Raw genomic sequence first — 23,844 nt, forward strand, 5'->3', positions numbered from 1 at the left:
CATCTATCATTATTTATACCTTACTGCAAAAATAACTTTTTACCAAAAAATAAGATACCAATATGTAAAAATTTAATAAATAATTGATATTAAGACCCTTATCAACATTAGTAAAAGTTAATAACTAAAAAATAATTTTATAAATTTTTATCTTGCTTTAACAAAAAATAAAATAATATTCGCTATTAAAATTTAAAGGAAAAAAATGTTTTTAAAACGAGGAAAAATCATTTTCAACATCCACCTAATAATTGGACTAATTGCGGCTATTCCGCTAATATTCATGACTCTTTCAGCACCATTTGCGTCTTATAGAGAAGAGATCAAAAGTGCGATAAATAAAAATTTTATAAACTTAGCTCCTAGCGAAAAAGAAAATTTAAGTTTAAATGAACTCCTAGCTAAAGCAAAAAGTGAGATTCAATTTGATACGCTTGAAAGCTTACAAATAGGTGGAGCAAATGAAGCTTATCGTATAAGCATTACAAAAGATAAAAAGCAATTAAATTTCTTTATAGATCCAAGAAGTGGCGAGGTGATCAGTGAGGATTGGGGTGAGAAATTTCGTATCATTATCTTAAGCCTTCATAGAAATTTAGGCCTTGCTTTACTTGATAGCAAGATCTCAGCCAATATCGGCAAACAAATAGTTGCCATTAGCTCTATCATCATGGCTCTGCTTGCTATCAGTGGTCTCATCCTCTACGCACCAGCGATCAAGCGAAATTTCTTAAATTCGCTAAAGATCAAAACAAACGCAAAGGGCTACGCCTGCTTTTACAACCTCCACACGAGCCTTGGCACCTACGTGGCGATCCTACTTGTCGTGATGTCGCTAACTGGCCTTTACTGGTCTTATGGCTGGGTCAGAAGCGGTGTAAATAGTATATTTTTTGATCTAAAAACAGCTCCAATGAAAAAAAGTCTACCACAATCAAATTTACTCCCAATAAGCGACGAGAAATTTAAAGAGATCGAGACTGCGGAGCAAATTTTTAAAGATAACGTCACACTAGAGCTAAAATCGCTCACGATAAACGTACCTGAAAATAACCAAACTACCTACACTATAAACTACGAAACTAGCGAGAGTCAAGTGGGTAAACTAAAGCTTGACGCGAGCGCTGGCAAGATCAAAGAGAATAAGCTAGTTAGTAAAAGTGAAAGCATCCCAGAGGCAAAAAAGGCTGGGCGAAAAGTACTTAGCCTGCACACTGGTGAGATGTTTGGCGAAATTGGTCAGGTAGTGTTTGCCGTATCATGTGTGATCGCGGTTTTACTAATCATAACTGGCTTTTTGATGACCATAAAAAGGACTAAGGCGCTCTAAATAAAAGTAAATTTTTACCTTGCTTTGGGTAAGATTTTAAGAAATTTTTACCACAAACAAGAGAGAAATTTATGAACAGAAAACGCATCTACAACCCAAGTTCAAATGAAAATTTGACCGACAGAAGAGTCTTTAACGGCAACCCGCATGGCATTTTAAATTTCACTAAAGCAAAATACGAGTGGGCGTTAAAGCTTTGGGACCTCATGGAGGCAAACACATGGTTTCCAAAAGAGGTCGATACAACAGACGACGTGCGCGACTACGCCTACAACCTCACAGAGGCTGAAAAACGCATGTACGACCTCGTCTGGAGCCAGCTCATCTCGATGGATAGCTTTCAGACAAATAACCTAGCTGATAACATTAACCCTTACATCACCGCGCCAGAGATCAACGCCGTGCTAAGCCGCCAAGCCTATGAAGAGGCAAACCACAGCAAGTCTTACGCTGTCATGGTCGAGGCGATCTGCGACAACACCGACCTCATCTACGAGATGGAGAAGCACGACGACGTCTTACGCGAGAAAAACGACTACATCTCAAGTGTCTACGAGGAGCTTGCAGGCGAAGTGACTGATGAGAAGCTACTTCTTGCGATGGTGGCAAACCAAATTTTAGAGGGCATTTATTTTTACAGCGGCTTTACAGCGATCTACGCTCTAGCTCGCGCTGGTAAGATGCTAGGCTCAGCTCAAATGATCCGCTTCATCCAACGTGACGAGATCACGCACCTGCTTTTGTTTCAAAACATGATAAACTCAGTCCGCAAGGAAAGGCCTGACCTTTTTACACCTGAGACTGAGGCGAAAATTTATGATATGTTTGAAAAAGCTGGAAATTTAGAGATCAAATGGGGCAAATACATCACCCAAAACCAAATAATGGGCTTTACAGACGATATCATCGAGCAGTACATCCACTATCTCATCGACCAGCGCCTAGTTGCGATCGGTCTAAAACGCAAATACAACGTCGCTCATCCGATCAAATGGGTCGATGACTTTGCGAAGTTTAACGATCAAAAGTCAAATTTCTTTGAAGCAAAGGTGACAAACTACAGCAAGGGAAGTATCAGCTTTGATGACTTTTAAAAATGGCATCTTAGCCCTTGCTTGCGTGCTTTTTGTGGGGTGTGCGAGTAGCAATCAAAGAATAATTGATCAAGCAAATAAAAATAATCTCGAAAATTTCTACGCCTACAAGCTTGTTAAGGTAAAAGAGACAAGCCAAGCGGAAGTCTATCAAGAGATGCCAAACGGTGAAATTGCACCAAGTTTCGCACCGCTAGGATCTGTGCTAGGAAATGACGTGATGTTTGGCATAAACAAACAGTGTGGCTTTGAAGCAAAAGATCTAAAAGAGGTAAGAATAGTTTCACATGATGAGGCTAGGGGTCTTGGCTTTGAGGTCTGGGTTTTTAATGATCCGCTCTCCCAGTGCGATGATAAAATCACAGCTATAAGCGTTATTTTAAAAGCTACACCAAACATCGGTGGCACAGATATAAACTGCAAAATTCCAAAAGACTGCCACGACGAAAAACCTATGACATTTGTATTTGGAAAATAAATGGACGAAAAATTAAACCTAATAAGCCTAACATTAAAGGCAAAAAATGCAACAGATCGCCTAGAAGAGCTTGCAAATTTAGTTGAGGCTGCGCCTGAAAATTCGCTCATTCTTGCAAGCGAGCTTTGCATAAGTGGATATGATTTCGACGGCTTTTTTGCAGGGGCGAATAAAGCGATGCTTGGTGGCATGATAGGCAGCTTTGATGCAATGCTGCTTGAGCGCTTACAAGAGGCGCTTAGCCCAGATAAATTTCTTGGTTTTACGCACCTTAGCAGCCTAAACAAAAGCGCAGGGCTCGCTCAAATTTCAAATCTAAATCCGCACCAACCAAAAATTTATAACGAATTTTTACTTCTTAACTCAAACAACGTCTTTCATTCGCAGTTTAAGGCTGAGCTTTTTAGGCCAAATTTAGAGCATGAAATCTTTGCAGCTGGCGAGGTGAGCGATATAAGTGCATTTACATTTAAAGGGCTAAAGCTTGGCGTGCTGATATGCTTTGAGCTACGTGATAGCAGGCTTTGGGCAAAGCTAAGAGGATGCGATATCATCATGGTGCCAGCCATGTGGGGCAAGGCCAGAGAGGAGGCCTACCTTAGCCTTTGCAAGGCGCTTGCGATCGCAAATAACTGCTACGTCATGATATCAAGCTCGCTTGATCTTGAGCTCGCTGGGGTCTTTTTGCCAGATGGCACGCTAGAGCAAAGCGCGGTTTTTGACGCAAATTTGATCACGCAGATAAAGAAAAATTTAGGTCTTTTATAAATTTTAAGATAAGCTTTAAATCGTATAATAACGATTTAAAATTTGTTTAGGATAGAAATTTTGACCCAATTAGAAGCGATAAAATGCCAAAATTTAGCTAGCGACATAGCCGATGAGATCACGCTAAGTCCGCTTTTGTTTGACGCGATATCAACGACCGAGCGCGAAATTTTCGTGCCTATCCCTGCGCATGCTTACAAACTTGACGCACAACCGATACTGGGTAATCAATGGATCAGCTCGCCGCTAACCGTGGCAAAGATGACGATGGCGCTAGAGTGTGAAAATGTGGATAACATCCTAGAAATAGGCTGTGGCAGCGGCTATCAAGCAGCGATACTAAGCAAGCTCGCACATAGAATTTTTAGCGTCGAGCGCATAGAAAAGCTAGCCATGGAGGCGAAAAAACGCTTCGAGGCACTAAAAATAAAAAACGTGCATGTAAGGTATGATGATGGCAACAATGGCTGGCGAAGCTACGCACCATTTGATCGTATCCTGCTCTCGGCAGCTGCTGTTGAGATCTCGCCAAATTTATTTAAGCAGCTTAAAAATGGTGGAATTTTAGTAGCTCCAATGAAAAAAGATGGCAAGCAATTTATCGCTAAATTTAAAAAAGATAAAGATGGAAATTTAGAAAAAGAGTACTTGGATGAGTGTCTTTTTGTGCCACTTCTTGAAGGTAGAGAGTAGCCCAAAATAAGGCAAAGCCTAAGCCTTGCCTAAATGTTAGAATTTATAAGTATAGCCTGTATAAATTCCTATAGTCGTATCTCTTAGCTGAGCTCCGCTATTTTTCTTATAAAAAGTCTTATCAGCTTTTAAGCCAAACTCGATCGCGTTATGTTCATCAAATGAGTAGATACCGCCCGCTTTTGCGCCAACTAGTAAGCCTTTGAAATTTTTCTTACTTGTTTCGTTATTAAATCTCTCTCTAACGCTTAAGTAGCCAAGACCTGTGTATCCACCAAGAACGGCTTTAAAATTTTCAGTGATATTTGGCGTATAATCAACACCGCCTAAAAATTTATGCTTACTCCATTTTGCATCTGATTCACCAGCATTTTTCCTAGCTTTAAAGTCATAATAATAACCACCATAAGCTCTATAGCTGTCAAAATCATAACCGCCATAAAAGCCAAGACCATAGTGACCTTTTTTGAAGTTATTTTTCTCACTACTTGCTATATTTTTTGTTTTGATTTTTGAGTTAAACGAATAATCACCCTCACCACCAACAAATGCACCTTGAGCTAGTACAACTGAGCTTACCAAAGCTAAAATCAAGCTTGATTTTACAAGTAAATTTTTCATACCTCTCCTTTAAAAAATTTCTGAGATTTTACATCTAAGCTTTTAATCTATATAAAATTTAAATTTAATAAGAAATTTTATACCAAGTGCCAATTTATTACTAATAGTAAATATAGTAAGTGTGAGTATTATTAAGAAGATAAGAGCAAAAATACTTAAATTTAGCACAGCTTTAGGGCCAATCTTAAGCCCACAGCCATGCCAAATTTATTAAGTTACGCCCTAAAAATGCACCTTAAATTTCGCCCAAAAGCTTCTGCCAGGCTCATAAAGCCTCGTACCGTTCGGGATAGTCTCATATCCTGCGATACCGCCGCCGTAGCCGCCTTTTGAGTTATGATAGGCGTATTTGGCGTCGTTTAAATTTTCGGCCGCTAGCAAAAATTGATAATTTTTATATTTATAGCCCGCGCTTAGTCCTAGCGTCCAGAAGCTATCGCTCTTGCCAAGATCCATACCGCCCACGTCGCCGTAGCCTTTTTGCGCGCGTTTTTGCGATGCGTTAGCGTAGAAATCGGCTTTGACGAACCAGTCTGGCTTTTCTAGGCCGGCGCTTAGTTTAAACGTTAGAGGCGAAACCTTAGGCAGTGCGTCGCCGTCTTTTAGGCCGCCCGCATTTTTAGTCACTTTGCCGTAGACGTAGGATACGCCCGCCCCCAGCCTAAACATATCGGCTAGTAGCGTATCGCCCTCGATCTCGCCGCCGTATAGTAAAGCATCGGTATTAAATACGTTTGAAGACATACCCATAGGACTATATTTTATCATTATGTAATCATCCATCTTTGAGACGAAAAAATTCGCGTTTAGCTCGTAGTTTTTATCTTTTAGTACGGTACCAAAGTCAAGTTGAGTGTTTCTTTCTTTATTTAGCTTGAGATTGTCGTCTTTACTCGTTTCCCAGTGATCTGGCAACCTTTGTGCGTGGCCTAGTCCTGCGTAGAGCGTTAAATTTTGCAGATATTTTTCGTATCTAAAAAAGCCTGAGAATAAATTTTCGCTCCTACTTTTATGCATTAGTAGCTGCTTTCTCTCGCCGACGTCTAGCCTAAGTCCGCCGAAAAGTCCGTAGTCGTTTTCAAGGACGTATTCGTTTTGGGTGTATATAGTTTTATACGTTACCTTACGCTCTTTTACGTGCGGCTTTGATAGGGCTACGTCCATTTGGGCTTTTGTTACACCCTTCATTCCATTTCCGGCGCCTCGCCATTTAAACGTATCTTGAGAGTATCCAGCGCCGATGAAGCTAGTTAGATTATCGAAATTTAGCTCGCCTTCTAGCTTAAAGCCGTACATATCGCGTATCGGGTGACTAATGCTGTATCCCTTGCCAATTCCTGCACCCGGCACCACTGGACGCATGGTAAAGTTGTCCATTATGTGATCGATCTGGTGATAATACGAGCTTAGCCTGATCTTGTGCTCACCGACATCTTGTTCAAATTTGAGTCCGAAAGACTTACGGTCAAACTGCACGCCGTCCCTCATCCTGTCGGCATACGCCGCTTCGCCATCGCCTAGATCCGCGCTTAACTGTAAGGCCGTAGTATCCGTGGGCGTTAGCGTACCCACGAGCGAAACGCTGTTGCGTTTATAGTGCGTATGCATTTTCTGTCCGTCGCCGCTTTTATAATCGCCGCTCTGGTAGTGTCCGCCGGAAATTTCTAAGCTGCCAAGCTCGTTACCCGCCGCTACGTCTGCAGCAGTTTCAAATCTTCTAAAACTACCACCAAGTACGCTTACGTTTCCTCCGAAGCTCGGTTTTGACAGCCTTGCTATCTCTCTATCGAAAAATATACCGCCGCTAATGAGCGCACCGTATCTGACGTCTTGCGGGCCTTTTACGATGCGAACCGAGCTATAATTTTGTGCCGAGATGTAAGTGATGGGCGTATCCATTCGCATACCGCAACCGCCGTTTAGCGTGCTACCGTCGATTAGTACCGGCAGTCTAGCCGCCGTCTGCGAGCGGTAATAAACCTCGCTGCCGCCTCCGCCCTTGCGCTCCATCGTAAAGCCGCTCAAATTTAAAAACGATTTAGCGATGTCGCCGTTTTCTAGTATCGCGCCTTTGCCTACTATTTGAGCCTTTGTCGGTTCGTCAAGAACGGACTTTTGTATCTTTGCAGAAACGGTAACCGGAGCCAAGTCTATCGTTTCCTCAGCACCAAGCACTAAATTTGGTACTAAAGCAAATGCTAAAACGTAAGAAATTTTCATGTTTAGTCCTATGAAATTAATATTTAAAATTAAAATTAAAGCAAAAATAAACTTAAACAAAGTATAAATATTTATATAACATTAATTTTACAATATAAAAATTTGACTCAAATAGTATTATTTTAGTTAGACTGCATTAAATATATAAAGAAACGATTTTGGTGAATTAAAACCGAAGAAATCTCGGTTTTATTAAAATTTTAGCATTATAAAACCGAGATAAAATTTATAAAATCTCTTTTATGAGTAGTTGTGGAGTAACAAGTCCGCGGAATGAATTTTTTGATATACAAAAGATAATATCTATCATCTCACCAACTCTAGCGTGTTTTGTAAAGTTAAAAAATAGAGCCTCAAGCGTTTTATTATCCTTTTGCAAGATGAGCTTTAGGTGATTTTGATCCCTGCCTATAAGTCTTTCATTTTTAACAAGAGCATTTTTTATCTTAAAGACTGGGCGAGGGTTTTTCTGCCCATATGGCTCATAAAATTCTAAAATTTCAAGCAGTTCAAAGTCTATCTCGCTTGGTATTATGTCGCCAAGTAGCTCGTCCGAGCTTTTGCACTCTTGCATATTTAGGCATGAGCAGCTTTTATTTATCGCTTCTTTAAATTTCACCAAATTTTCAGGTGCAAGCGTAAGTCCAGCCGCTCCTTTGTGACCGCCGTAGCTTGTTAGTAAATTTTCGTGGCTTGCTATAAGAGATAAGATATCAAGCTTGCCAATGCTTCTAGCACTACCTTTTGCACGACCTTTATCGATACTAAAGACGATAGCTGGCTTTGCAAAGTGCTTTGCAAGGCGGCTAGCTACGATGCCTATCACGCCCTCGTGCCACTGCTCGCCCCAAGTGATGATGACTTCATCGTCTTCTTTTACGTCCTTTAGCGAGCATTCAAAGAGTTGGCGCTCTTCCTCTTTTCTGGAGTTGTTAAATTCGATAATGGTATCAAGGTAGTTGTAAGCCTCTTCGATGCTCTTTGCACGCAAAAAGTTAAATGAATTCATCGCATCGTCCATACGTCCGGCTGAATTTATAAGCGGAGCTATAAGAAAGCTAATATCATCGCACTCAAATTTTTCCTTACCATAAAACTCTTTTATAGCATGAAATGCGGAACGCTTAGACGCATTTAGCTTACAAATGCCAAGGCGAACAAGCATTCTATTCATATCTCTTAGCTCCATCATATCAGCAATTATCGCGATAGCTAAAAGCTCTAGAAATTTGCTCATATCGTAATTTAGCCCAAAAACATCCTTTAACGCTCCAACCAAATACCAAGCGACCTCAGCGCCACAAATTTCGATATTTGGGAAGTTACAGTCTTCTTGCTTTGGATTGATGATCGCATAAGCTTCTGGGAGAACAGCTGGAGGCATGTGATGATCAGTAATAATAAGATCGATGCCTTTTTCTTTACAGATAATGGCCGCATCGTTTGCAGAGATACCGTTATCAACAGTGATAATCAAGCTTACATCGGCTGAGAGTTCGTCTATTATCTCAGGGTTTAGCCCATATCCATCTTTAAATCTATTTGGAATTTTTACTAGGTAGTCTTTCACGCCAAGATCATCAAAAAACTCGGCCAAAATCACACTTGAAACCACACCATCAACATCATAATCGCCCACAATGGCTATACGCTCGTTTTTCTCGATCGCTTCTTTTATGCGATTAGCGCCTTTGTAGATATCTTTTAAGGCACTTGGTGTCGGAATTTCACTAATTTTTTTATGTATGTCGTTACAAAATCTATGCGCTAGTAAATTCCTTATATCCTCTTTATTTAGCATGGTTTTGGCAAGATTTTTTGAAGAACTTGCCAACTTTATTTAATACTACTTGTTCACTTAAATTTACACCCATATTGCCAAAAATTTGGCTATAAAAATACTTCTTTTTCATCGCAATCTTTCGTCTTTATTTTGAATGCTTGGATTATATCTTTTTGAAATTTAATTTCTTATAATTTTAAATGAAAGTAAGATTTTAGGGCTTATGGTGAGCTTAAAAGCTTTGTTAAATTGATAGTCTTTACAAATTTAGCACACCAAAAATGGCAAGTATTAACAAAAATTTATACAATTAGATTTATAAATTTTTAAATGCTTTATGCCATAAAGTTTAAACAATTTTTATAAAAATTTATTCCAAATTTCTCAAAAACTCCGCGTATTCTCTAGCGCCGCGTTCTATTTCGCTGTCGCTTGAGACGTAGTCCACGCCCGGAGTCTCCTCGGCGCCGTAAAATGCGAAAAAGTCGCGGTAATCGGCGTGAAAATAGTATTTAAACGCAAGCTCAAACGGCGTAAGAACCTCGCGCAAGCTAAAATGATAGCGTCCTTGCGGGCTGTAGTCGCTCTTTTTGATGCCTGCGGTCACGGCTAGCGCTACCTTGCGCCCCGCTATGCCGTTTGAACCGCGCCCATAGGCAAAGCCGTGCGTCATCACCGCGTCGATCCACGATTTTAAAATCGGAGGGCAGGAGAAATTGTGAAGCGGAAACTGCAAAACGAGGGCGTCGTGGGCTCTGATGAGCTCTTGCTCGCGCGCGGCGTCGATGTTGCCGCCTGCGTAAACCTGTGTCAAATCATGAACGCTAAAGCGCTGCGGCTCTTTGAGAGCTTCTTTCAGCAGGCGCTTGTTTATGACCGAGTTTTGGATGTCAGGATGGGCTAAGATGATTAGAGTTTTCATTTTTCTCCTTAAAAATTTAGCAAGCAGTGGGATTTATTTGATAAATAATTTAATAAAAACAGCAAAAAATTTAAAAGAATTTTTAGAGCCAGATGGCTCTAAATTTAAGATTTGACGTTTTCTAAACTTGCCTTTATAAAGCCTAATATCACAGGATTTGGCTTAGTTAGACGGCTAGTAAATTCAGGATGACACTGCACGCCCACAAACCATGGATGGCCTTTTAGCTCGATAGCCTCTATCAGTCCATCGCTCTCACCGCTTACCAAAAGACCATTTTTTTCAAAAATTTCTTTATATTTTGGATTTGCCTCGTAGCGGTGGCGGTGACGCTCTTTTACACTCTTTGCATTGCCATAAATTTCAGCTAGAAGCGTCTTTGGTTTGATGTCGCAGTTATATGCTCCAAGCCTCATCGTGCCGCCAAGTGGGCTTGTGTGCGTTCTTATCTGTTTTTTGCCGTGAGCGTCGATAAAGCTATCTATTAGATAGATGATAGGATTTTTGCACTCTTTGTCAAATTCCATAGAATTTGCATCTTCTAAGCCCAAAACATCCCTTGCAAACTCAATGAGTGCTAGCTGCATACCAAGGCAAATTCCAAGATAAGGGATCTTATTTTCACGAGCAAATTTTATAGCCTGCATTTTGCCTAAAACGCCTCTTTCACCAAAGCCGCCAGCCACTAAGATGCCATCAACGTCTTTTAAAAGCTCATTTACATTATTCTCTTCTATCTTTTCGCTATCTATCCAGCGTAAATTTACCCTAGCATCCAAATTTGCTCCAGCGTGGATGATGCCCTCAGTTAGGCTCTTGTAGCTCTCTTTTAGATCGATATATTTACCCACAAATGCTATTGTAGTTTCATTTGTTGGAGCGATTATTCTTTTTACAAGGCTATCCCACTTTGCCATGTCTGGTTTTAGCTCATTAAAGCCTAAATTTTCAGCGATTGGAGTTAGTATGTCTTGCTTTAAAAATGAAAGTGGAATTTGATAGATACTTGCGCTGTCTAAGCTCTCTATAACACAATTTTTCTCAACACCACAGCTTGCTGCTATCTTATCTTTTAGCTCGCGGTTTAGTGGCATTTCAGATCTGCAGATGATGATGTCTGGTGTTATGCCTATACGTCTTAGCTCGCCTACGCTATGCTGAGTTGGCTTTGTCTTTAGCTCGCCAGCTACTTTGATAAATGGCACAAGCGTTAGGTGGATATTTAGCGCTCTTTTTTTGCCAACTTCCACCCTTAGCGCTCTTATCGCCTCTAAAAATGGTAAGCCCTCGATGTCACCAACAGTTCCACCGATCTCAACGATTAGCACATCTTTACCCTCGCCTGCTTTTTTGATGCGATCAACTATCTCGCCAACGATGTGAGGGATCACTTGAATAGTCTTTCCAAGGTAATCGCCTCTTCGCTCTTTTTCGATGACCGAGCTATAAACTCTGCCCGTTGTGAAGTTATTGTCTTGACTTAGGCTCTCATCTAAAAATCTCTCATAATGTCCCAAATCCAAGTCTGTCTCTGCACCATCATCTGTAACAAAAACTTCGCCATGCTCTAGCGGGCTCATCGTGCCAGGATCTACGTTGATATATGGGTCAGCTTTTAAAACGCTCACCTTTAAGCCGGAATTTTTTAAAAGAGTCGCGATAGACGCAGCTGCGATGCCTTTTCCAAGTGAGCTTAAAACGCCACCCGTGATAAAAATGTACTTCGTCTCTTTTGCCATTAAATTTCCTTAAATTTATTTATTTTTTAATTGCGGATTATACCCCTTAAATATTTAGTAAGGCATTAATCGTATAAATTTTAAAAATTATTCTTTAAGTCTTTTTGTTATAGACTTCACAAACTATGATAAAAAACTACCTAAACATCATTGCCTCTTTATATATAGACGGCTTTAAAAACATGAAAATAGGCAAAAAATTATGGCTTCTCATAATAATAAAGCTTATCATCATGTTTGGAATTTTAAAAGCCTTTATCTTTAACGAGACTCTTAATACCAAATTTCAAACCGAAGAAGAAAAAAGCGAATTTGTAATTCGTAATTTAATAAAGGAATAAAATGTCTGAGATGGATTTTGTTGATTGGTCTAGGGCTCAGTTTGCGCTGACTGCCATTTACCACTTTTTGTTTGTCCCACTTACTTTGGGGCTAAGTTTTATCATCGCCATTATGGAGACGATATATGTCAAAACCGGCGATAAAGTCTGGCTTGAGATAACGAAATTTTGGCTAAAGCTCTTTGGTATAAATTTCGCTATCGGTGTGGCTACTGGCATCATCATGGAGTTTGAGTTTGGTACAAACTGGGCGAATTACAGCTGGTTTGTCGGCGATATATTTGGCGCTCCTCTTGCGATTGAAGGCTTGCTCGCATTTTTTATGGAGAGTACATTTTTTGCCATTATGTTTTTTGGCTGGGAAAAGGTTAGTAAGAAATTTCACCTACTTTCAACTTGGCTTGTCGCGATCGGTTCAAATTTAAGTGCGCTTTGGATCTTGATCGCAAATGGCTGGATGCAATATCCTATCGGCATGAAATTTAACCCAGATACTGCCAGAATGGAGATGGAAAATTTCTTTGAAGTTGCGCTAAATCCTCTTGGCATTAGCAAATTTTTACACACAGTAACTAGCGGCTACACCATCTCAGCTATCTTTGTGATAGGAATTTCTGCTTGGTTTTTAATCAAAAAACGCCACATCTTGCTAGCTAAAAAAAGTATCGTGGTCGCTAGCGCATTTGGCCTTATCACTTCGGCATTTTTGTTACTTAGTGGCGATGAGAGCGCATATTTTGTAGCTCAAAAGCAGCCTATGAAGCTTGCAGCCATGGAGGGACTTTACAAGGGCGAGACTAACGCTGGCCTAGTTGCAGCTGGTATTTTAAACCTAGCTAAAGAGCTTGGCGACGAGAGCGAGCCATTTTTGCTTGAAATAAAGGTGCCTTATGCACTTGGTATCATGGCAAACAGAGAGCTTGACTCATTTACACCAGGTATAAATGACCTACTTTATGGCAATAGCGAGCACAATCTAATAAGCATTGAAGAGAAGATGGCAAAGGGCAAAGTAGCCATCGAGGCTCTTAAAAACTACAAAGAAGCCAAAAAAGCAAATGATGAGAGCCTAATGAAAACTTCTCTTTCAAATTTAGAAAGTAATCTAAATTTCTTAGGATATGGCTATCTTAAAGACGCAAAAGAAGCTGTACCGCCAGTTGCACTTACATTTTATAGCTTTCACATCATGGTCGCTCTTGGCACTTACTTCATAGCTCTTTTTGCTATCACTCTTTATCTAAATCTCTCAAGAAAATATAAATTTGAAAACATAAGAGCATTTTTATGGATCTGTCTCTTTACCATACCGCTTGGCTACATCGCAGCTGAAGCTGGCTGGATAGTAGCAGAGGTCGGTCGTCAGCCTTGGGTGATACAAGATCTCATGACCGTTGGCGTCGGAGCTACAAATTTATCTGACTCAAATATCAAAATTTCATTTATATTATTTGCTGTTTTATTTACGGTCTTGTTAATTGCTGAGATCAAAATCATGCTTAAGCAAATAAAGATAGGATTTAACGACCATGCATAGTTTAAGCTTAGAAAATTTACAAATTTATTGGTGGTTTATAGTTAGCCTTCTTGGCGGACTTTTAGTCTTTATGATGTTCGTTCAAGGTGGTCAGTCGCTAATCTTTAGCCTTGGCAAGGACGAGCTTAAAAAAGATATGCTCATAAATTCTATCGGTAGAAAATGGGAACTTACATTCACGACGCTTGTTATGTTTGGTGGTGCGTGCTTTGCGGCGTTCCCACTATTTTACGCTACTAGCTTTGGTGGTGCCTACTGGGTTTGGTTGGCTATTTTATTTTGCTTTATCATCCAAGCTGTAAGCTACGAGTACCGCAAAAAGCCTGATAACTTCTTAGGCGCTAGAACTTATGAAATTTTCCTTTTCATAAATGGCTCACTTGGCGTTATCCTTATTGGCATGGCGGTTAGTACATTTTTTAGCGGAAGTGACTTTGTGCTAAATGAGCACAACTTTGTCGAGTGGAAGACTCCATTTCGCGGTCTTGAAGCATTGGCAAATCCTTACTTGTATTTGCTTGGCATAGCAATGTTTTTCCTATCTCGCGTAGGTGGCTGCTTATATCTTATGAACAACATCGCTGATGGCGAATTTATACAAAACGCTAGAAAACAGCTACTTATTAACACCGTGCTATTCTTGCCATTTTTCCTAGGATTTCTTGCTTGGGTGCTTACAAAAGATGGCTTTGCATACGACGCAAACGGCGTAGTTAGCCTTATGCCTTACAAATACGCTATAAATTTGATCGAAATGCCTATCGTTGGCATATTGCTTCTTGTTGGCGTTGTTTTGGTACTTGTTGGAATTTTCCAAGGGGCATTTACAAAAAGTATTCGTGGAATTTTTGCTTACGGCGTTGGCGTTACGCTAGCTGTAACTGCGCTATTTTTGATAACAGGCCTAAATGGCACTGCATTTTATCCGTCATTTAGCGACCTTGCTAGCTCGCTAACTATCAAAAATGCAAGCTCTAGCCACTATACGCTTGGCGTTATGGCCTATGTTAGCTTGCTAGTGCCAGTAGTGCTTGCTTATATTATCGTCGTCTGGAGAGCGATAGATAGCAAGAAGATCACGCAAGACGAGATCAAAAACGATCATCACGCATACTAAGGATAAAAGATGTTAGAAGCAGGAATTTTTTTGATACTTTGGCCAGTGACGCTATTTGCTAGCTATAAATTTGTTCTTTTTTCTCTTAAGAAATTTGATGCAAATAACTAAAATTTAGGGGCGTTTGCTCCTAAATTCTTCTTTTTATTTTTACCCTTTAAAACGACTCTTTTATAAATTTACTTAAGCCACTTTTCATATAAGCGTTAGTTCTGTGTGAAATTTGGGTAGTAAGATATCATTAAATTTTATTAAAGGAGCGAAAATGAGCAAGAATTTCTTAGGTTCTGTTGCCCTTGCGGCTGTTTTGGTTAGTGGTCTTAGTATAGGCATCACGCCACTAGAGGCTGGAGTCCTGGCTCATCACGTAAAGGTTCAAGGCGAGCTTGGATCAGTCTTTATAAATCCTTATGACGTATCGCCTCTAACTGCTATCATCGATAGAGCCGGCAAAGACATCAAAGATATCCATGTCAAAGTAAAAGGTAAGCCAGATGGCGGTATCGACATCGACTATAACGTCTCAGAGCATGCTTTGCTTACGCATGATGGTGTGCCTATTTGGGGCCTTTATCCTGACTATCTAAACGAGGTCGTGCTTAGCTACACATTTAATGGAGCTAAAAAGGTAGAAACATATAAAATTTACGCCCAGCCTATCGTCACATATAGCCGTGATTTTAGATTTTCTCACATGCAAAAGACTCGCGTCAAAAAGGTCGATCCTGCCTTTAAAAACAGGCTCTATCTCATAAATAATACAATTACAAGCGTCTATAAACCGCTTGATTGGAAAAATGGCGGAGCTGCTAGCTGGAACGACTTTACCGAAAACTACATCATAGATACCAAAGGCGAGGTCAGATGGTATCTTGACTATCAGAAATTTTACGACCGCAGCGAGAGAAGAGTGATGGATGGAGGCATGATGATGGGCTTTCATCAGCTAAAAAATGGCGATATCAGCTTTGGCATGGCTCAAAGATATCTAAGATATGACCTTATGGGAAAAGAAATTTATAATCGCCCGCTTCCAAGAGGCTACATCGATCTAAGCCATGAAGTTATGCCATTAAAGGATGATCACGCGCTTCTTAGAGTTGGCAAATACAACTACCATCACAAAGATGGCAAAATTTCTCACACCATAAGAGATCACATCATCGAGGTCGATAACACCGGTAAGGTGGTCGAAGAGTGGGATCTAAATGAAATTTTTGGCAACAATGTCTACCGCAGCAACCTCATAAAAGCGCTTGATGCTAGAGCTGTTTGCCTAAATATCGATATGGACGCAAAAGAGATAAAGATAAGCGACGATCAGCCATTTGGCGACATCACCTCTACTGGCACAGGTAGAAACTGGGCTCACGTAAATTCTATCTCATACGATGAGAGCGACGATAGCATCATCCTCTCACTTCGCCACCAAGGCATCGTAAAGATAGGACGTGATAAAAAAGTAAAATGGATATTAGCTTCGCCTGAGGGCTGGAGTGAAGAATTTAAAGCCAAAGTGCTAACTCCAGTCGATAGCAAAGGTAATAAGATAAAATGCGAAAACTCAAAATGCGAGGGCGAATTTGACTGGTCATGGACTCAGCACACCGCATGGCTAACACCAAGATACGACAACAAAGGCAGCATAAAACACCTAAGCGTATTTGACAATGGCGATGCAAGGGGTATGGAGCAGCCAGCCTTTAAAGAGGATAAATACTCCCGCGCAGTTGAGTACAAGATAGATGAGAAAAAGGGCACGGTTGAACAAACTTGGCAGTTTGGCAAAGAGCGTGGATTTGACTTTTATAGCGCAGTTACTAGCAACGTCGAGTGGCAAAAAGATAAAAATACCTACTTCATCTCAAGCTCAAATGTAAATTTACTTCGCCCTGACAAGACTATCAAAATGGTCTTAGTTGAGATCGATCCAAAGACAAATGAGATCAAATTTGAGATGGATGTGGACTCTGCTTCAAGAGATGATGTTGCTTATAGGGCGATGGTTATTGATCCGGAGGTATTTAGTTATTAGCAGTATCTGGTGTGAGATTTTTCTCTCACCAGCTTTTAGTTGTTGTTTTGAAATTTATAGATTGCTTCTTTGATTCTAGTAAGGTTAAAATTTATCGCTCGCTCTAGTTCTGGCAAGTCTATATCTTTATCCGCTTCAAATGCTTTTACCATCTCGCTTAGCTCTTTTGTCTCATCACTTGCAAGGACTATGCTTTTAAAATTATCATCGTCTATCTGGTCAAATTTTAAAAAGATTGATGCAAATTTATCTTTTAAAATTTCTTTATTTAGCTTTCTATTTTCCAAAGCTTTCTTTGTTCCACCATTTTTATTACAGGTTCTAAATATCGAATCTATTGTTTCATTCACTTCATCAAGTAAAATTTCTGTTTTTTCACTTTGCATATAAAACTCTCTTAACTATAAATTAAATTTAAAATAAAAGCTAAATCGCTCTTGTTTTGGAGATTAGAAGTTGTTTTACTTTTTCGCGTAAAAAGGAAAAATTAAAGTTGTATTTGTGAAGTTATTTTCATAAAAGTTTGCGCCAGAATTTAAAATTTTAGTTTGCATTGGCATCATTTTATGCCCTCTATTTTTGCGATCATTTTCTCATCCTTGTTAAAAAATTTTATCGCATTGTATAAATTTTCATAGGTCTTGTAAATTGTACCAAGGTACAATAAAGCCCTATAAATCAATATTTATAACACATTGATAATATTTTTACGTTATTATTTTGCATACTGCTTTGATTAAAATTACCGAAATTTCGTAGCTATTTAGCTCATCCTTTTTGGATAAATTTTAAAAATTTAATGTGTTATTTATGTAATAAAAAAATTTTTAAATTTGCAAAATTTTTTTAAAATCTTTGATACTTTATATGTGATAAAATCCTCTCAAATTTTAAAAAAGGATCAAATTTGAGAAGCGATATAATCAAAAAAGGCTACACAAGAGCCCCACACCGCTCACTTTTACGTGCGACTGGACTAAAAGACGATGACTTTGCTAAACCCTTTATCGGCGTTGCAAACAGCTTTATAGAGATCATACCTGGCCACTTTTTCTTAAATAAATATGCACAAATTTTAAAAGATGAAATTCGCAAAAATGGCTGTATTCCATTTGAGTTTAACTGCATAGGTGTGGATGATGGCATAGCGATGGGGCATGGCGGCATGCTATATAGCTTGCCTAGCCGTGAGATCATCGCAAACTCGATAGAGACCGTGATGAACGCTCACGCACTTGACGCACTCGTTTGTATGCCAAACTGCGATAAGATAGTCCCTGGCATGGTTATGGGTGCTTTAAGGGTCAATGTCCCAACCGTGTTTGTAAGCGGTGGCCCAATGAAAAAGGGCTACACAAAAGATGGCAAGCCAATCGACCTTGCGACTGCGTTTGAGGCGGTTGGTAAATTTGAGACCAAAGAGATAGACGAGGCCGAGCTAAGAGATATCGAGTGCAACGCATGTCCAAGTGGTGGTAGTTGCAGCGGTATGTTTACGGCAAATTCTATGAACACGCTTTGCGAGGCGATGGGCATAGCGCTCCCTGGCAACGGCACTATCCTAGCGCTAACTCCGGAGCGTGAGGAGCTCATCAGGCAGGCTGCTCGCAGAATTTGCCAGATCGCCCTTGATGAGAAATTTAAGATAAGAAACATACTAAATGAAAAAGCGATCCGCAACGCACTTGTCGTTGATATGGCGATGGGTGGTAGCAGCAACACCGTTCTTCACATGCTAGCTATCTCAAGAGAGGCTGGCGTAAATTTAGATATCAAAGAGCTAAATAAAATCAGCCAAAATATCGCTCACATCGCTAAGATCAGTCCAAGCTTGCCAAACGTGCACATGGAGGATATCGGCAGAGCTGGTGGTATGAATGCGGTGATAAAAGAAATTTCACGTAGAGATAACGGCATGCTAAATTTAGACAATCTCACAGTTAGCGGAGAAACTTTAGGAGAGCGTGTAAAGATAAGTGACATCAAAGATGAAAGCATCATTCACAAAGTAGAAAACGCCTATTCACAAGTTGGCGGACTTGCCATTTTATTTGGAAATTTAGCCGAGCAAGGCTGTGTCATCAAGACAGCTGGTATCGTTGGCGAGCGTAAATTTAGCGGCAAAGCTGTCTGCTTTAACTCACAAGATGAAGCAATAGCTGGCATCTCAAGTGGCAAAGTAGATAAAGGCGATGTCGTCGTCATCCGATACGAAGGTCCGCGCGGAGGCCCTGGCATGCAAGAGATGCTAAGTCCTACTTCACTCATCATGGGACGAGGCCTTGGCGCAGACGTGGCGCTCATCACAGATGGTCGCTTTAGCGGGGCGACAAGAGGTCTAAGCATCGGTCACGTAAGTCCAGAAGCAGCTGAAGGCGGCATGATAGGCTTGCTAAAAGATGGCGACATCATCGATATAGACGTCGATAAATACGAGATAAACGTTCGCCTAAGCGAAGCTGAGATCGCAAAGAGAAGAGCGGAATTTAAGCCAGTTGATAAACCGCTAACATCTCGCTGGCTAAGACAGTACCGCAAACTAGTCACAAACGCAAGCAACGGAGCAGTGCTAGAAGCATAAAAATTTATCACAAAAGCAAGGAGTGTCTCTTTGCTTTTGTAAAAATATAAAAATTTCTTTATTTTTTGAGGATACTAAATGCAACAAGATTTTTATTTTTATGCTGCCATATTTTTAGGAGTACTATTTTTGATTGCGATATTTGTCATCTATTCATTTAATAGGGACAAACTCGAGCTAAAAAGAAATTTGGCGCAAAAAGAGCAAGAAAATTTTGAAATTTCATCAAATTTAGCAAATTTATCATCTCAAAATAGTGAAAATTTACAGCTTATCAGCGAGCAAAAAGCAAGACTTATGTCAAATCACGAGCGAATAGACGAGCTTATCAGTGAGATCGATGCGCTAAAAACCAAAATAGCCCAAAAAGACGAAGCTGAAGATGCGATGGAGCGCGTGATAAATGAGCTTAAAGAGAGTATCGGTACAGCAAATGAAAAGGCCAAGAATAACGAGGCAAATTTCACTGCAACACTAGCTGAGCTAAATCAAAATAAAAATGCTTTAGCTGAAGCGAGTGAGAGAGAAAATAGATTAAAACGTGATATGGCTGTGCTTAGAAATGAAATAGAAGCAAAAGAAAATAGCCTAAAAGAGCAAGAGGCAAATTTATTAAAAGTAAAAAATGAGTTAAATTTGGAATTTTCTAATCTTGCAAATAAAATATTTGAAGAAAAAAGTGCAAATTTCACACAAAATAGCCAAAATTCTTTAGATCTTTTACTAAAGCCACTAAAGGAGCAAATTTCAACCTTTCAAGAGCGCGTAAATGCAGTCCATGACGCGTCAGTTAAAGGCATGAGCGCGCTAGGAACGCAGATTAAGCACATAAGTGAGATTGGTATCTCAATGTCAAAAGAGGCAAACTCACTAGCCACTGCATTAAAAGGTAGCAATAAAACACTTGGAAACTGGGGCGAAATACAGCTTGAACGCACATTTGAGGCTTCTGGACTTGTAAAAGATGAGCATTACTTGACACAACAAAATTTCAAGAACGAAGAAGGCAAACGTCTTATTCCTGATTTTATAGTAAAGATACCAGATGGCAAGCATCTAATAGTTGATTCTAAAGTCTCACTTATAGCTTACGAAAAGGCTATCACAGCCAGCAACGAAGAGGAGCTAAATTTAGCATTAAAAGAGCATATTGCTTCTATGAAAAATCACATAGATAGCTTAAATAGCAAAAATTACGGCGAGATCGTACCTGATAGTCCTGATTTTGTATTGATGTTTATACCAATTGAGCCAGCATATATCGAGGCTATGAAATTTGATAGTTCACTTTTTGACTACGCATTTCAAAAGCGCGTAATACTAGTATCTCACACTACACTTATGCCTATTCTTCGCACAGTGGCAAATTTATGGCGCATAGAGCGTGGCAATGAAGAGGCCAAAAATATCGTAAAGAGTGCGATTAAAATTTATGATAAAGTCCGCAATGTGGCCGAGCATATGAATAGACTTAGCAATACACTAAATACTGCGAATAAACATTTTAACGCCCTTGCATCAAGTTTTAGTGGTAGAGATGGTCTTGTTAGTAGACTTGAAAATTTTAAACGCTTGTCTCCAGACGAGCAAAAAGATATAGAAGTAAAAGAAATCGGCGTAAATAACGAATTAGAAAAAGAGGATTAGGATATGGCTAGAAAAACTAGCCATAAAATTTATTTTAAAAGACCTTGTTTTTTCATTTGTTCCATTACTTGAGCAAACATCTCTTTAGCTTGTTTGCAAGTAGCATCTTGTTGCTCTTTTGGTAAAGAAGCTAGTTGGTCCATTGATTGTTTCTTTTGATCTTCATACATTTTTACTTGTTGATCTTGTCCAGCTTGTTTGTAAGCTTCAACCATTTTGTCGATGTCTGAGAAGTATGATTTGCAAGTATCTGTAAGATCTGCAGCGTTTAGGCTTAGTGCAAAGCCAAGAGTAGCTAAAACTAAAAGTGATTTTTTCATCTCTTTCTCCTTATAAAAATTTAAAATAATTATAATACTTTCTGCTTATAAGGGAATAAATTTGAAATAAAAAATTCATAGCCAAAGCTAGGCGCCTTGGCTATTTTGGCTTTTTAGCCTAGAAATTCGCGTTTAAAATACTCTTTTGGAGCTTTGCAAAGCGGGCAAGCACCTGGAGCTTTTTTGCCTCTGTGAACGTGTCCGCACACCTCGCAAACCCAGATATCCTCTTCGTCGCTCTCAAAAAAGCCCTCTTCATCAAGCATCTTTTTAAGCTCCAAATACTCTCTTTCATGCTCAACCTCAACCTTGCCGATCGCGTTAAATAGCCTCTCAACATCTCTTAGCTCTTCTTCTTTTGCGATCTTTGCAAAGTCTGGATACATTGTCGTATGCTCATAGTTTTCACCAGCTGCCGCATCAAGTAAATTTTTATCCATCTTGTCAATTGGATCGTTCATTAGCTCGTGATATTTTTTAAACTCAGCTCTTGCGTGCCATTTTTCATTTTCAGCTGCCTCGTAAAAGTGTCTAGCTATCGCGTGATAGCCTGCTTCTTTGGCTAAATCGCCGTAAAGCTCATACTTATTTCTAGCTTGTGACTCACCAGCAAATGCCTTCATCAAATTTACAGCTGTTAAATTTTCAGTGACGCACTTCATCTCTTCGCCGCAACAGGTTAGTGTACCGCCACCAACCTTTTGCACCTCAATCTCGTTGCCGCATTTTTCGCATTTGTATGTTTCGTACTGTCTCATTTTGACTCCTATTTTGATAAATTTTAATTGGATTATAACCAAATAATTAAAATAAGTAAATAATAATTTTTATTGATAACGTATATTATTATTTTATTTTTTGCATAAAATTTGTGTGAGTTTCGTTACAAATGGCGAAACTAGCAAAAGCACGGGATACGCCACTACAAAGGCTTTTACATAAGCAATTAGCCAAATTTTCATAAAGCCATCAACAAAGCCAAGGTTTAGATACGTCAGCACAAACGACATAAAAAATGCCATAAATGCTGACATTATAAACGCAAAAACATATCTATAAAATTTCGCTGGTATCATGAAATTTTACCTATCAGCTCGCCAAGTCTTTTTGCGTGATCAAGCGCCTTTTGCCTCATCAAAGCAAGCTTTGCCTCATCGTACCTGCTCTGATATGATAGCCCTCCGCTATAAACATATCCTGTAAACTCCATGCCACACATATTTGCTAACGCCTTAAGTGACGGCAAAAATTCCTCTATCTCGTAGTGCTGAAGCGCCTCTTTTTTATAAAGCTCCTCAGGCGCACCAGAGGTAAATGAAAGCACCAGCTTTTTGCCCCGTAGCTTATCTCCGCTGCTGCCATGAGAGAAGCCATGAACTAGCACATCTTCGAGCCACTTTTGTAAAAGCGATGGCACGCCGTACCAGAAAAATGGATAAACAAGCACGATCACATCAGCCTTTACTAGCTTTTCTTGCTCGGCTTTTACGTCTATCACGTAGTTTTTATAAAGCTCGCTTAGTATGTCAAATTTAGCCTCCGGCACCTGCTTTTTTAGCTCGCTCAATATAATCTTATTTGCAAAGGAATTTTCAAGGTCAGTGTGACCTGATACAACTAAAATTTCACTCATTTTTGCCCCTTAAATTTACTTTCTTAAATTTACTTGCAAACAAAGCTACTAGCCTTGCTCGTGTCGCCACCCACGTATGTAGCCACCTTTGGATACGCACACACCAAAAATTCCTTGCCAGCATAGGTCTTGCTCTTAGCTAGCATGCTCTTTATCCTTTTCGTTCCACAGCGCATCTATCATCTCGTTGTTTAAAATTTTCGCGTCTTTTAAACTCTCACATCCTGCCTTATCAAGGGCAAAAGCCGTGCTGCTAACAAGTGCTAGTGCACAAAAAAGTGAAATTTTCTTCATAACATCTCCTAAAATTTTATCTTGCTAAATGAGGTCTCGTTCTTAAGACCAAAGCCATCAAATTCGTCTATTAGCCCTGCTCGCTCTTTGGCGTAAGCCTTGTAGTTTTCGCTGTGGCGGTAGCTCTCAAAGCTAGCTTCGTCTTTGTAAATTTCAACCAGCACCCACTTATTAGGTGCCTCTTTTTGACTAAAGGCAAACTGTGCGTAAGCGCCCTCATCTACGCTTTTTTGCATATATTTTTTGATGATCTTTTCAAATTTCGCATCGCTTTTTGCCAAAAGGCTTAAATTTGTGATGTGAAAGTAGGCATCTTTTAGCCTATCTGGCGTTAAATTTTTAGAAAACGCAGCCCTTTTTTCAAGCCGATAGCTTTTTTGCTAGCCAAAATTTCAGCGCTTGAGCTTGCAAATTTCTTAAAATGCGCCGAGCTTATATGCTTTTTATAAACCGCCTCGTCCTCGTAAAACTCAAGCACATAAAACAGCTCTGGCTTACTCTTTGCGCTTGCAAAAAAGATCGCCTGTGTGCCTGGCTCACTCTTTGAGCTTAGTATTTTTTCCCTGCCAAGCTGCTTTAGTAAAGTCTTGTTATTTGGCGTTGAAAGCAACTCATGTAAGCTCACTTTTGCCTCCGCCCCAAAGGCAAAAGTTGTCAAAACCGCTAGTAAAAATAGCTTTTTAAACATAAA

The 23,844-nt window shown here is 39.7% G+C and carries 24 protein-coding genes; 11 read left to right on the forward strand and 13 right to left on the reverse strand.

Features of this window, described 5'->3' with window-relative positions; translation table 11 throughout:
• Positions 1-205: 205 nt before the first annotated feature.
• The 5 genes from G6W45_RS04820 to G6W45_RS04840 all read left to right on the forward strand — a co-directional run bounded on the left by G6W45_RS04820 (position 206) and on the right by G6W45_RS04840 (position 4,363).
• A complete protein-coding gene (locus G6W45_RS04820) occupies positions 206-1,330 on the forward strand; it encodes a PepSY-associated TM helix domain-containing protein (RefSeq protein ID WP_194167704.1) in 1,125 nt (374 codons plus the stop codon).
• A 71-nt stretch (positions 1,331-1,401) separates the two neighbouring features.
• Entirely contained in the window at positions 1,402-2,424 is a 1,023-nt protein-coding gene (locus tag G6W45_RS04825; protein ID WP_009494790.1) for a ribonucleotide-diphosphate reductase subunit beta, read from the forward strand.
• Positions 2,414-2,902, forward strand: coding sequence for a hypothetical protein (locus tag G6W45_RS04830; RefSeq protein WP_194167705.1), 489 nt, complete (start codon positions 2,414-2,416; stop codon positions 2,900-2,902). The genes G6W45_RS04825 and G6W45_RS04830 overlap by 11 nt, the downstream gene beginning before the upstream one ends.
• Positions 2,903-3,670 carry a carbon-nitrogen hydrolase family protein gene (locus G6W45_RS04835; protein WP_194167706.1) on the forward strand — a complete coding sequence of 256 codons (768 nt, stop codon included), beginning with the start codon at positions 2,903-2,905 and terminating at the stop codon, positions 3,668-3,670. It abuts the gene before it with no gap.
• Positions 3,671-3,730: 60 nt separating this feature from the next.
• The gene (locus G6W45_RS04840; protein ID WP_194167707.1) at positions 3,731-4,363 is read left to right on the forward strand and encodes a protein-L-isoaspartate(D-aspartate) O-methyltransferase; all 633 of its coding nucleotides are present in this window, start codon (positions 3,731-3,733) and stop codon (positions 4,361-4,363) included.
• Between the two features lie 36 nt (positions 4,364-4,399).
• On the opposite strand, the gene G6W45_RS04845 is transcribed toward G6W45_RS04840, so the two are convergent.
• The 5 genes from G6W45_RS04845 to pyrG all read right to left on the reverse strand — a co-directional run bounded on the left by G6W45_RS04845 (position 4,400) and on the right by pyrG (position 11,648).
• The gene (locus G6W45_RS04845; RefSeq protein WP_194167708.1) at positions 4,400-4,984 is read right to left on the reverse strand and encodes a hypothetical protein; all 585 of its coding nucleotides are present in this window, start codon (positions 4,982-4,984) and stop codon (positions 4,400-4,402) included.
• Positions 4,985-5,206: 222 nt separating this feature from the next.
• Positions 5,207-7,204 (reverse strand): TonB-dependent receptor domain-containing protein, encoded by a 1,998-nt coding sequence (locus tag G6W45_RS04850; RefSeq protein ID WP_194167709.1) that lies wholly within the window; start codon positions 7,202-7,204, stop codon positions 5,207-5,209.
• A 226-nt stretch (positions 7,205-7,430) separates the two neighbouring features.
• Positions 7,431-9,005, reverse strand: coding sequence for a single-stranded-DNA-specific exonuclease RecJ (gene recJ, locus G6W45_RS04855; RefSeq protein WP_194167798.1), 1,575 nt, complete (start codon positions 9,003-9,005; stop codon positions 7,431-7,433).
• Between the two features lie 352 nt (positions 9,006-9,357).
• Positions 9,358-9,909 carry an NAD(P)H-dependent oxidoreductase gene (locus G6W45_RS04860; RefSeq protein WP_194167710.1) on the reverse strand — a complete coding sequence of 184 codons (552 nt, stop codon included), beginning with the start codon at positions 9,907-9,909 and terminating at the stop codon, positions 9,358-9,360.
• 104 nt (positions 9,910-10,013) lie between these two features.
• A complete protein-coding gene (gene pyrG, locus G6W45_RS04865; RefSeq protein WP_087578046.1) occupies positions 10,014-11,648 on the reverse strand; it encodes a CTP synthase in 1,635 nt (544 codons plus the stop codon).
• Between the two features lie 125 nt (positions 11,649-11,773).
• Here pyrG and G6W45_RS04870 point away from each other — a divergent pair, with 125 nt between their 5' ends.
• The 4 genes from G6W45_RS04870 (at position 11,774) to G6W45_RS04885 (ending at position 16,678) form a co-directional block, all read left to right on the forward strand.
• Positions 11,774-11,989, forward strand: a complete 216-nt coding sequence (locus G6W45_RS04870) for a DUF4492 domain-containing protein (RefSeq protein WP_194167711.1) — start codon at positions 11,774-11,776, stop codon at positions 11,987-11,989.
• 1 nt (position 11,990) lies between these two features.
• On the forward strand, positions 11,991-13,526 hold the full coding sequence (locus G6W45_RS04875; RefSeq protein ID WP_194167712.1) for a cytochrome ubiquinol oxidase subunit I: 1,536 nt from the start codon (positions 11,991-11,993) through the stop codon (positions 13,524-13,526).
• Positions 13,519-14,643 carry a cytochrome d ubiquinol oxidase subunit II gene (locus tag G6W45_RS04880; protein ID WP_149718026.1) on the forward strand — a complete coding sequence of 375 codons (1,125 nt, stop codon included), beginning with the start codon at positions 13,519-13,521 and terminating at the stop codon, positions 14,641-14,643. The genes G6W45_RS04875 and G6W45_RS04880 overlap by 8 nt, the downstream gene beginning before the upstream one ends.
• Before the next feature lie 265 nt (positions 14,644-14,908).
• The gene (locus G6W45_RS04885) at positions 14,909-16,678 is read left to right on the forward strand and encodes an aryl-sulfate sulfotransferase (RefSeq protein WP_194167713.1); all 1,770 of its coding nucleotides are present in this window, start codon (positions 14,909-14,911) and stop codon (positions 16,676-16,678) included.
• Positions 16,679-16,713: 35 nt separating this feature from the next.
• Here G6W45_RS04885 and G6W45_RS04890 read toward each other — a convergent pair whose 3' ends face one another.
• Positions 16,714-17,064 carry a hypothetical protein gene (locus G6W45_RS04890; protein WP_103640679.1) on the reverse strand — a complete coding sequence of 117 codons (351 nt, stop codon included), beginning with the start codon at positions 17,062-17,064 and terminating at the stop codon, positions 16,714-16,716.
• A gap of 521 nt (positions 17,065-17,585) precedes the next feature.
• On the opposite strand from G6W45_RS04890, the gene ilvD reads away from it, so the two are divergent.
• A complete protein-coding gene (gene ilvD / locus G6W45_RS04895) occupies positions 17,586-19,259 on the forward strand; it encodes a dihydroxy-acid dehydratase (RefSeq protein WP_194167714.1) in 1,674 nt (557 codons plus the stop codon).
• Positions 19,260-19,337: 78 nt separating this feature from the next.
• The gene (locus G6W45_RS04900; RefSeq protein ID WP_194167715.1) at positions 19,338-20,906 is read left to right on the forward strand and encodes a DNA recombination protein RmuC; all 1,569 of its coding nucleotides are present in this window, start codon (positions 19,338-19,340) and stop codon (positions 20,904-20,906) included.
• A gap of 29 nt (positions 20,907-20,935) precedes the next feature.
• Here G6W45_RS04900 and G6W45_RS04905 read toward each other — a convergent pair whose 3' ends face one another.
• From G6W45_RS04905 to G6W45_RS09810, 7 genes are all read right to left on the reverse strand, one after another.
• Positions 20,936-21,226, reverse strand: a complete 291-nt coding sequence (locus G6W45_RS04905) for a DUF5339 domain-containing protein (RefSeq protein WP_194167716.1) — start codon at positions 21,224-21,226, stop codon at positions 20,936-20,938.
• A 113-nt stretch (positions 21,227-21,339) separates the two neighbouring features.
• A complete protein-coding gene (locus G6W45_RS04910) occupies positions 21,340-21,984 on the reverse strand; it encodes a ferritin family protein (RefSeq protein WP_021091887.1) in 645 nt (214 codons plus the stop codon).
• Between the two features lie 93 nt (positions 21,985-22,077).
• On the reverse strand, positions 22,078-22,302 hold the full coding sequence (locus G6W45_RS04915; RefSeq protein ID WP_194167717.1) for a DUF2798 domain-containing protein: 225 nt from the start codon (positions 22,300-22,302) through the stop codon (positions 22,078-22,080).
• Positions 22,299-22,859: an NAD(P)H-dependent oxidoreductase gene (locus tag G6W45_RS04920; protein WP_194167718.1), complete on the reverse strand. Its 561-nt coding sequence runs from the start codon at positions 22,857-22,859 to the stop codon at positions 22,299-22,301. The genes G6W45_RS04915 and G6W45_RS04920 overlap by 4 nt, the downstream gene beginning before the upstream one ends.
• A gap of 135 nt (positions 22,860-22,994) precedes the next feature.
• Positions 22,995-23,153, reverse strand: a complete 159-nt coding sequence (locus G6W45_RS04925; RefSeq protein ID WP_194167807.1) for a hypothetical protein — start codon at positions 23,151-23,153, stop codon at positions 22,995-22,997.
• A gap of 8 nt (positions 23,154-23,161) precedes the next feature.
• Positions 23,162-23,434, reverse strand: a complete 273-nt coding sequence (locus tag G6W45_RS09805; RefSeq protein WP_242039065.1) for a putative quinol monooxygenase — start codon at positions 23,432-23,434, stop codon at positions 23,162-23,164.
• A 50-nt stretch (positions 23,435-23,484) separates the two neighbouring features.
• Complete coding sequence (locus G6W45_RS09810; protein ID WP_242039066.1) at positions 23,485-23,841, reverse strand: putative quinol monooxygenase; 357 nt, start codon at positions 23,839-23,841, stop codon at positions 23,485-23,487.
• Between the last annotated feature and the right edge of the window lie 3 nt (positions 23,842-23,844).

The organism is Campylobacter concisus (assembly GCF_015229955.1).
Classification (GTDB): Bacteria; Campylobacterota; Campylobacteria; order Campylobacterales; family Campylobacteraceae; genus Campylobacter_A; species Campylobacter_A concisus_AT.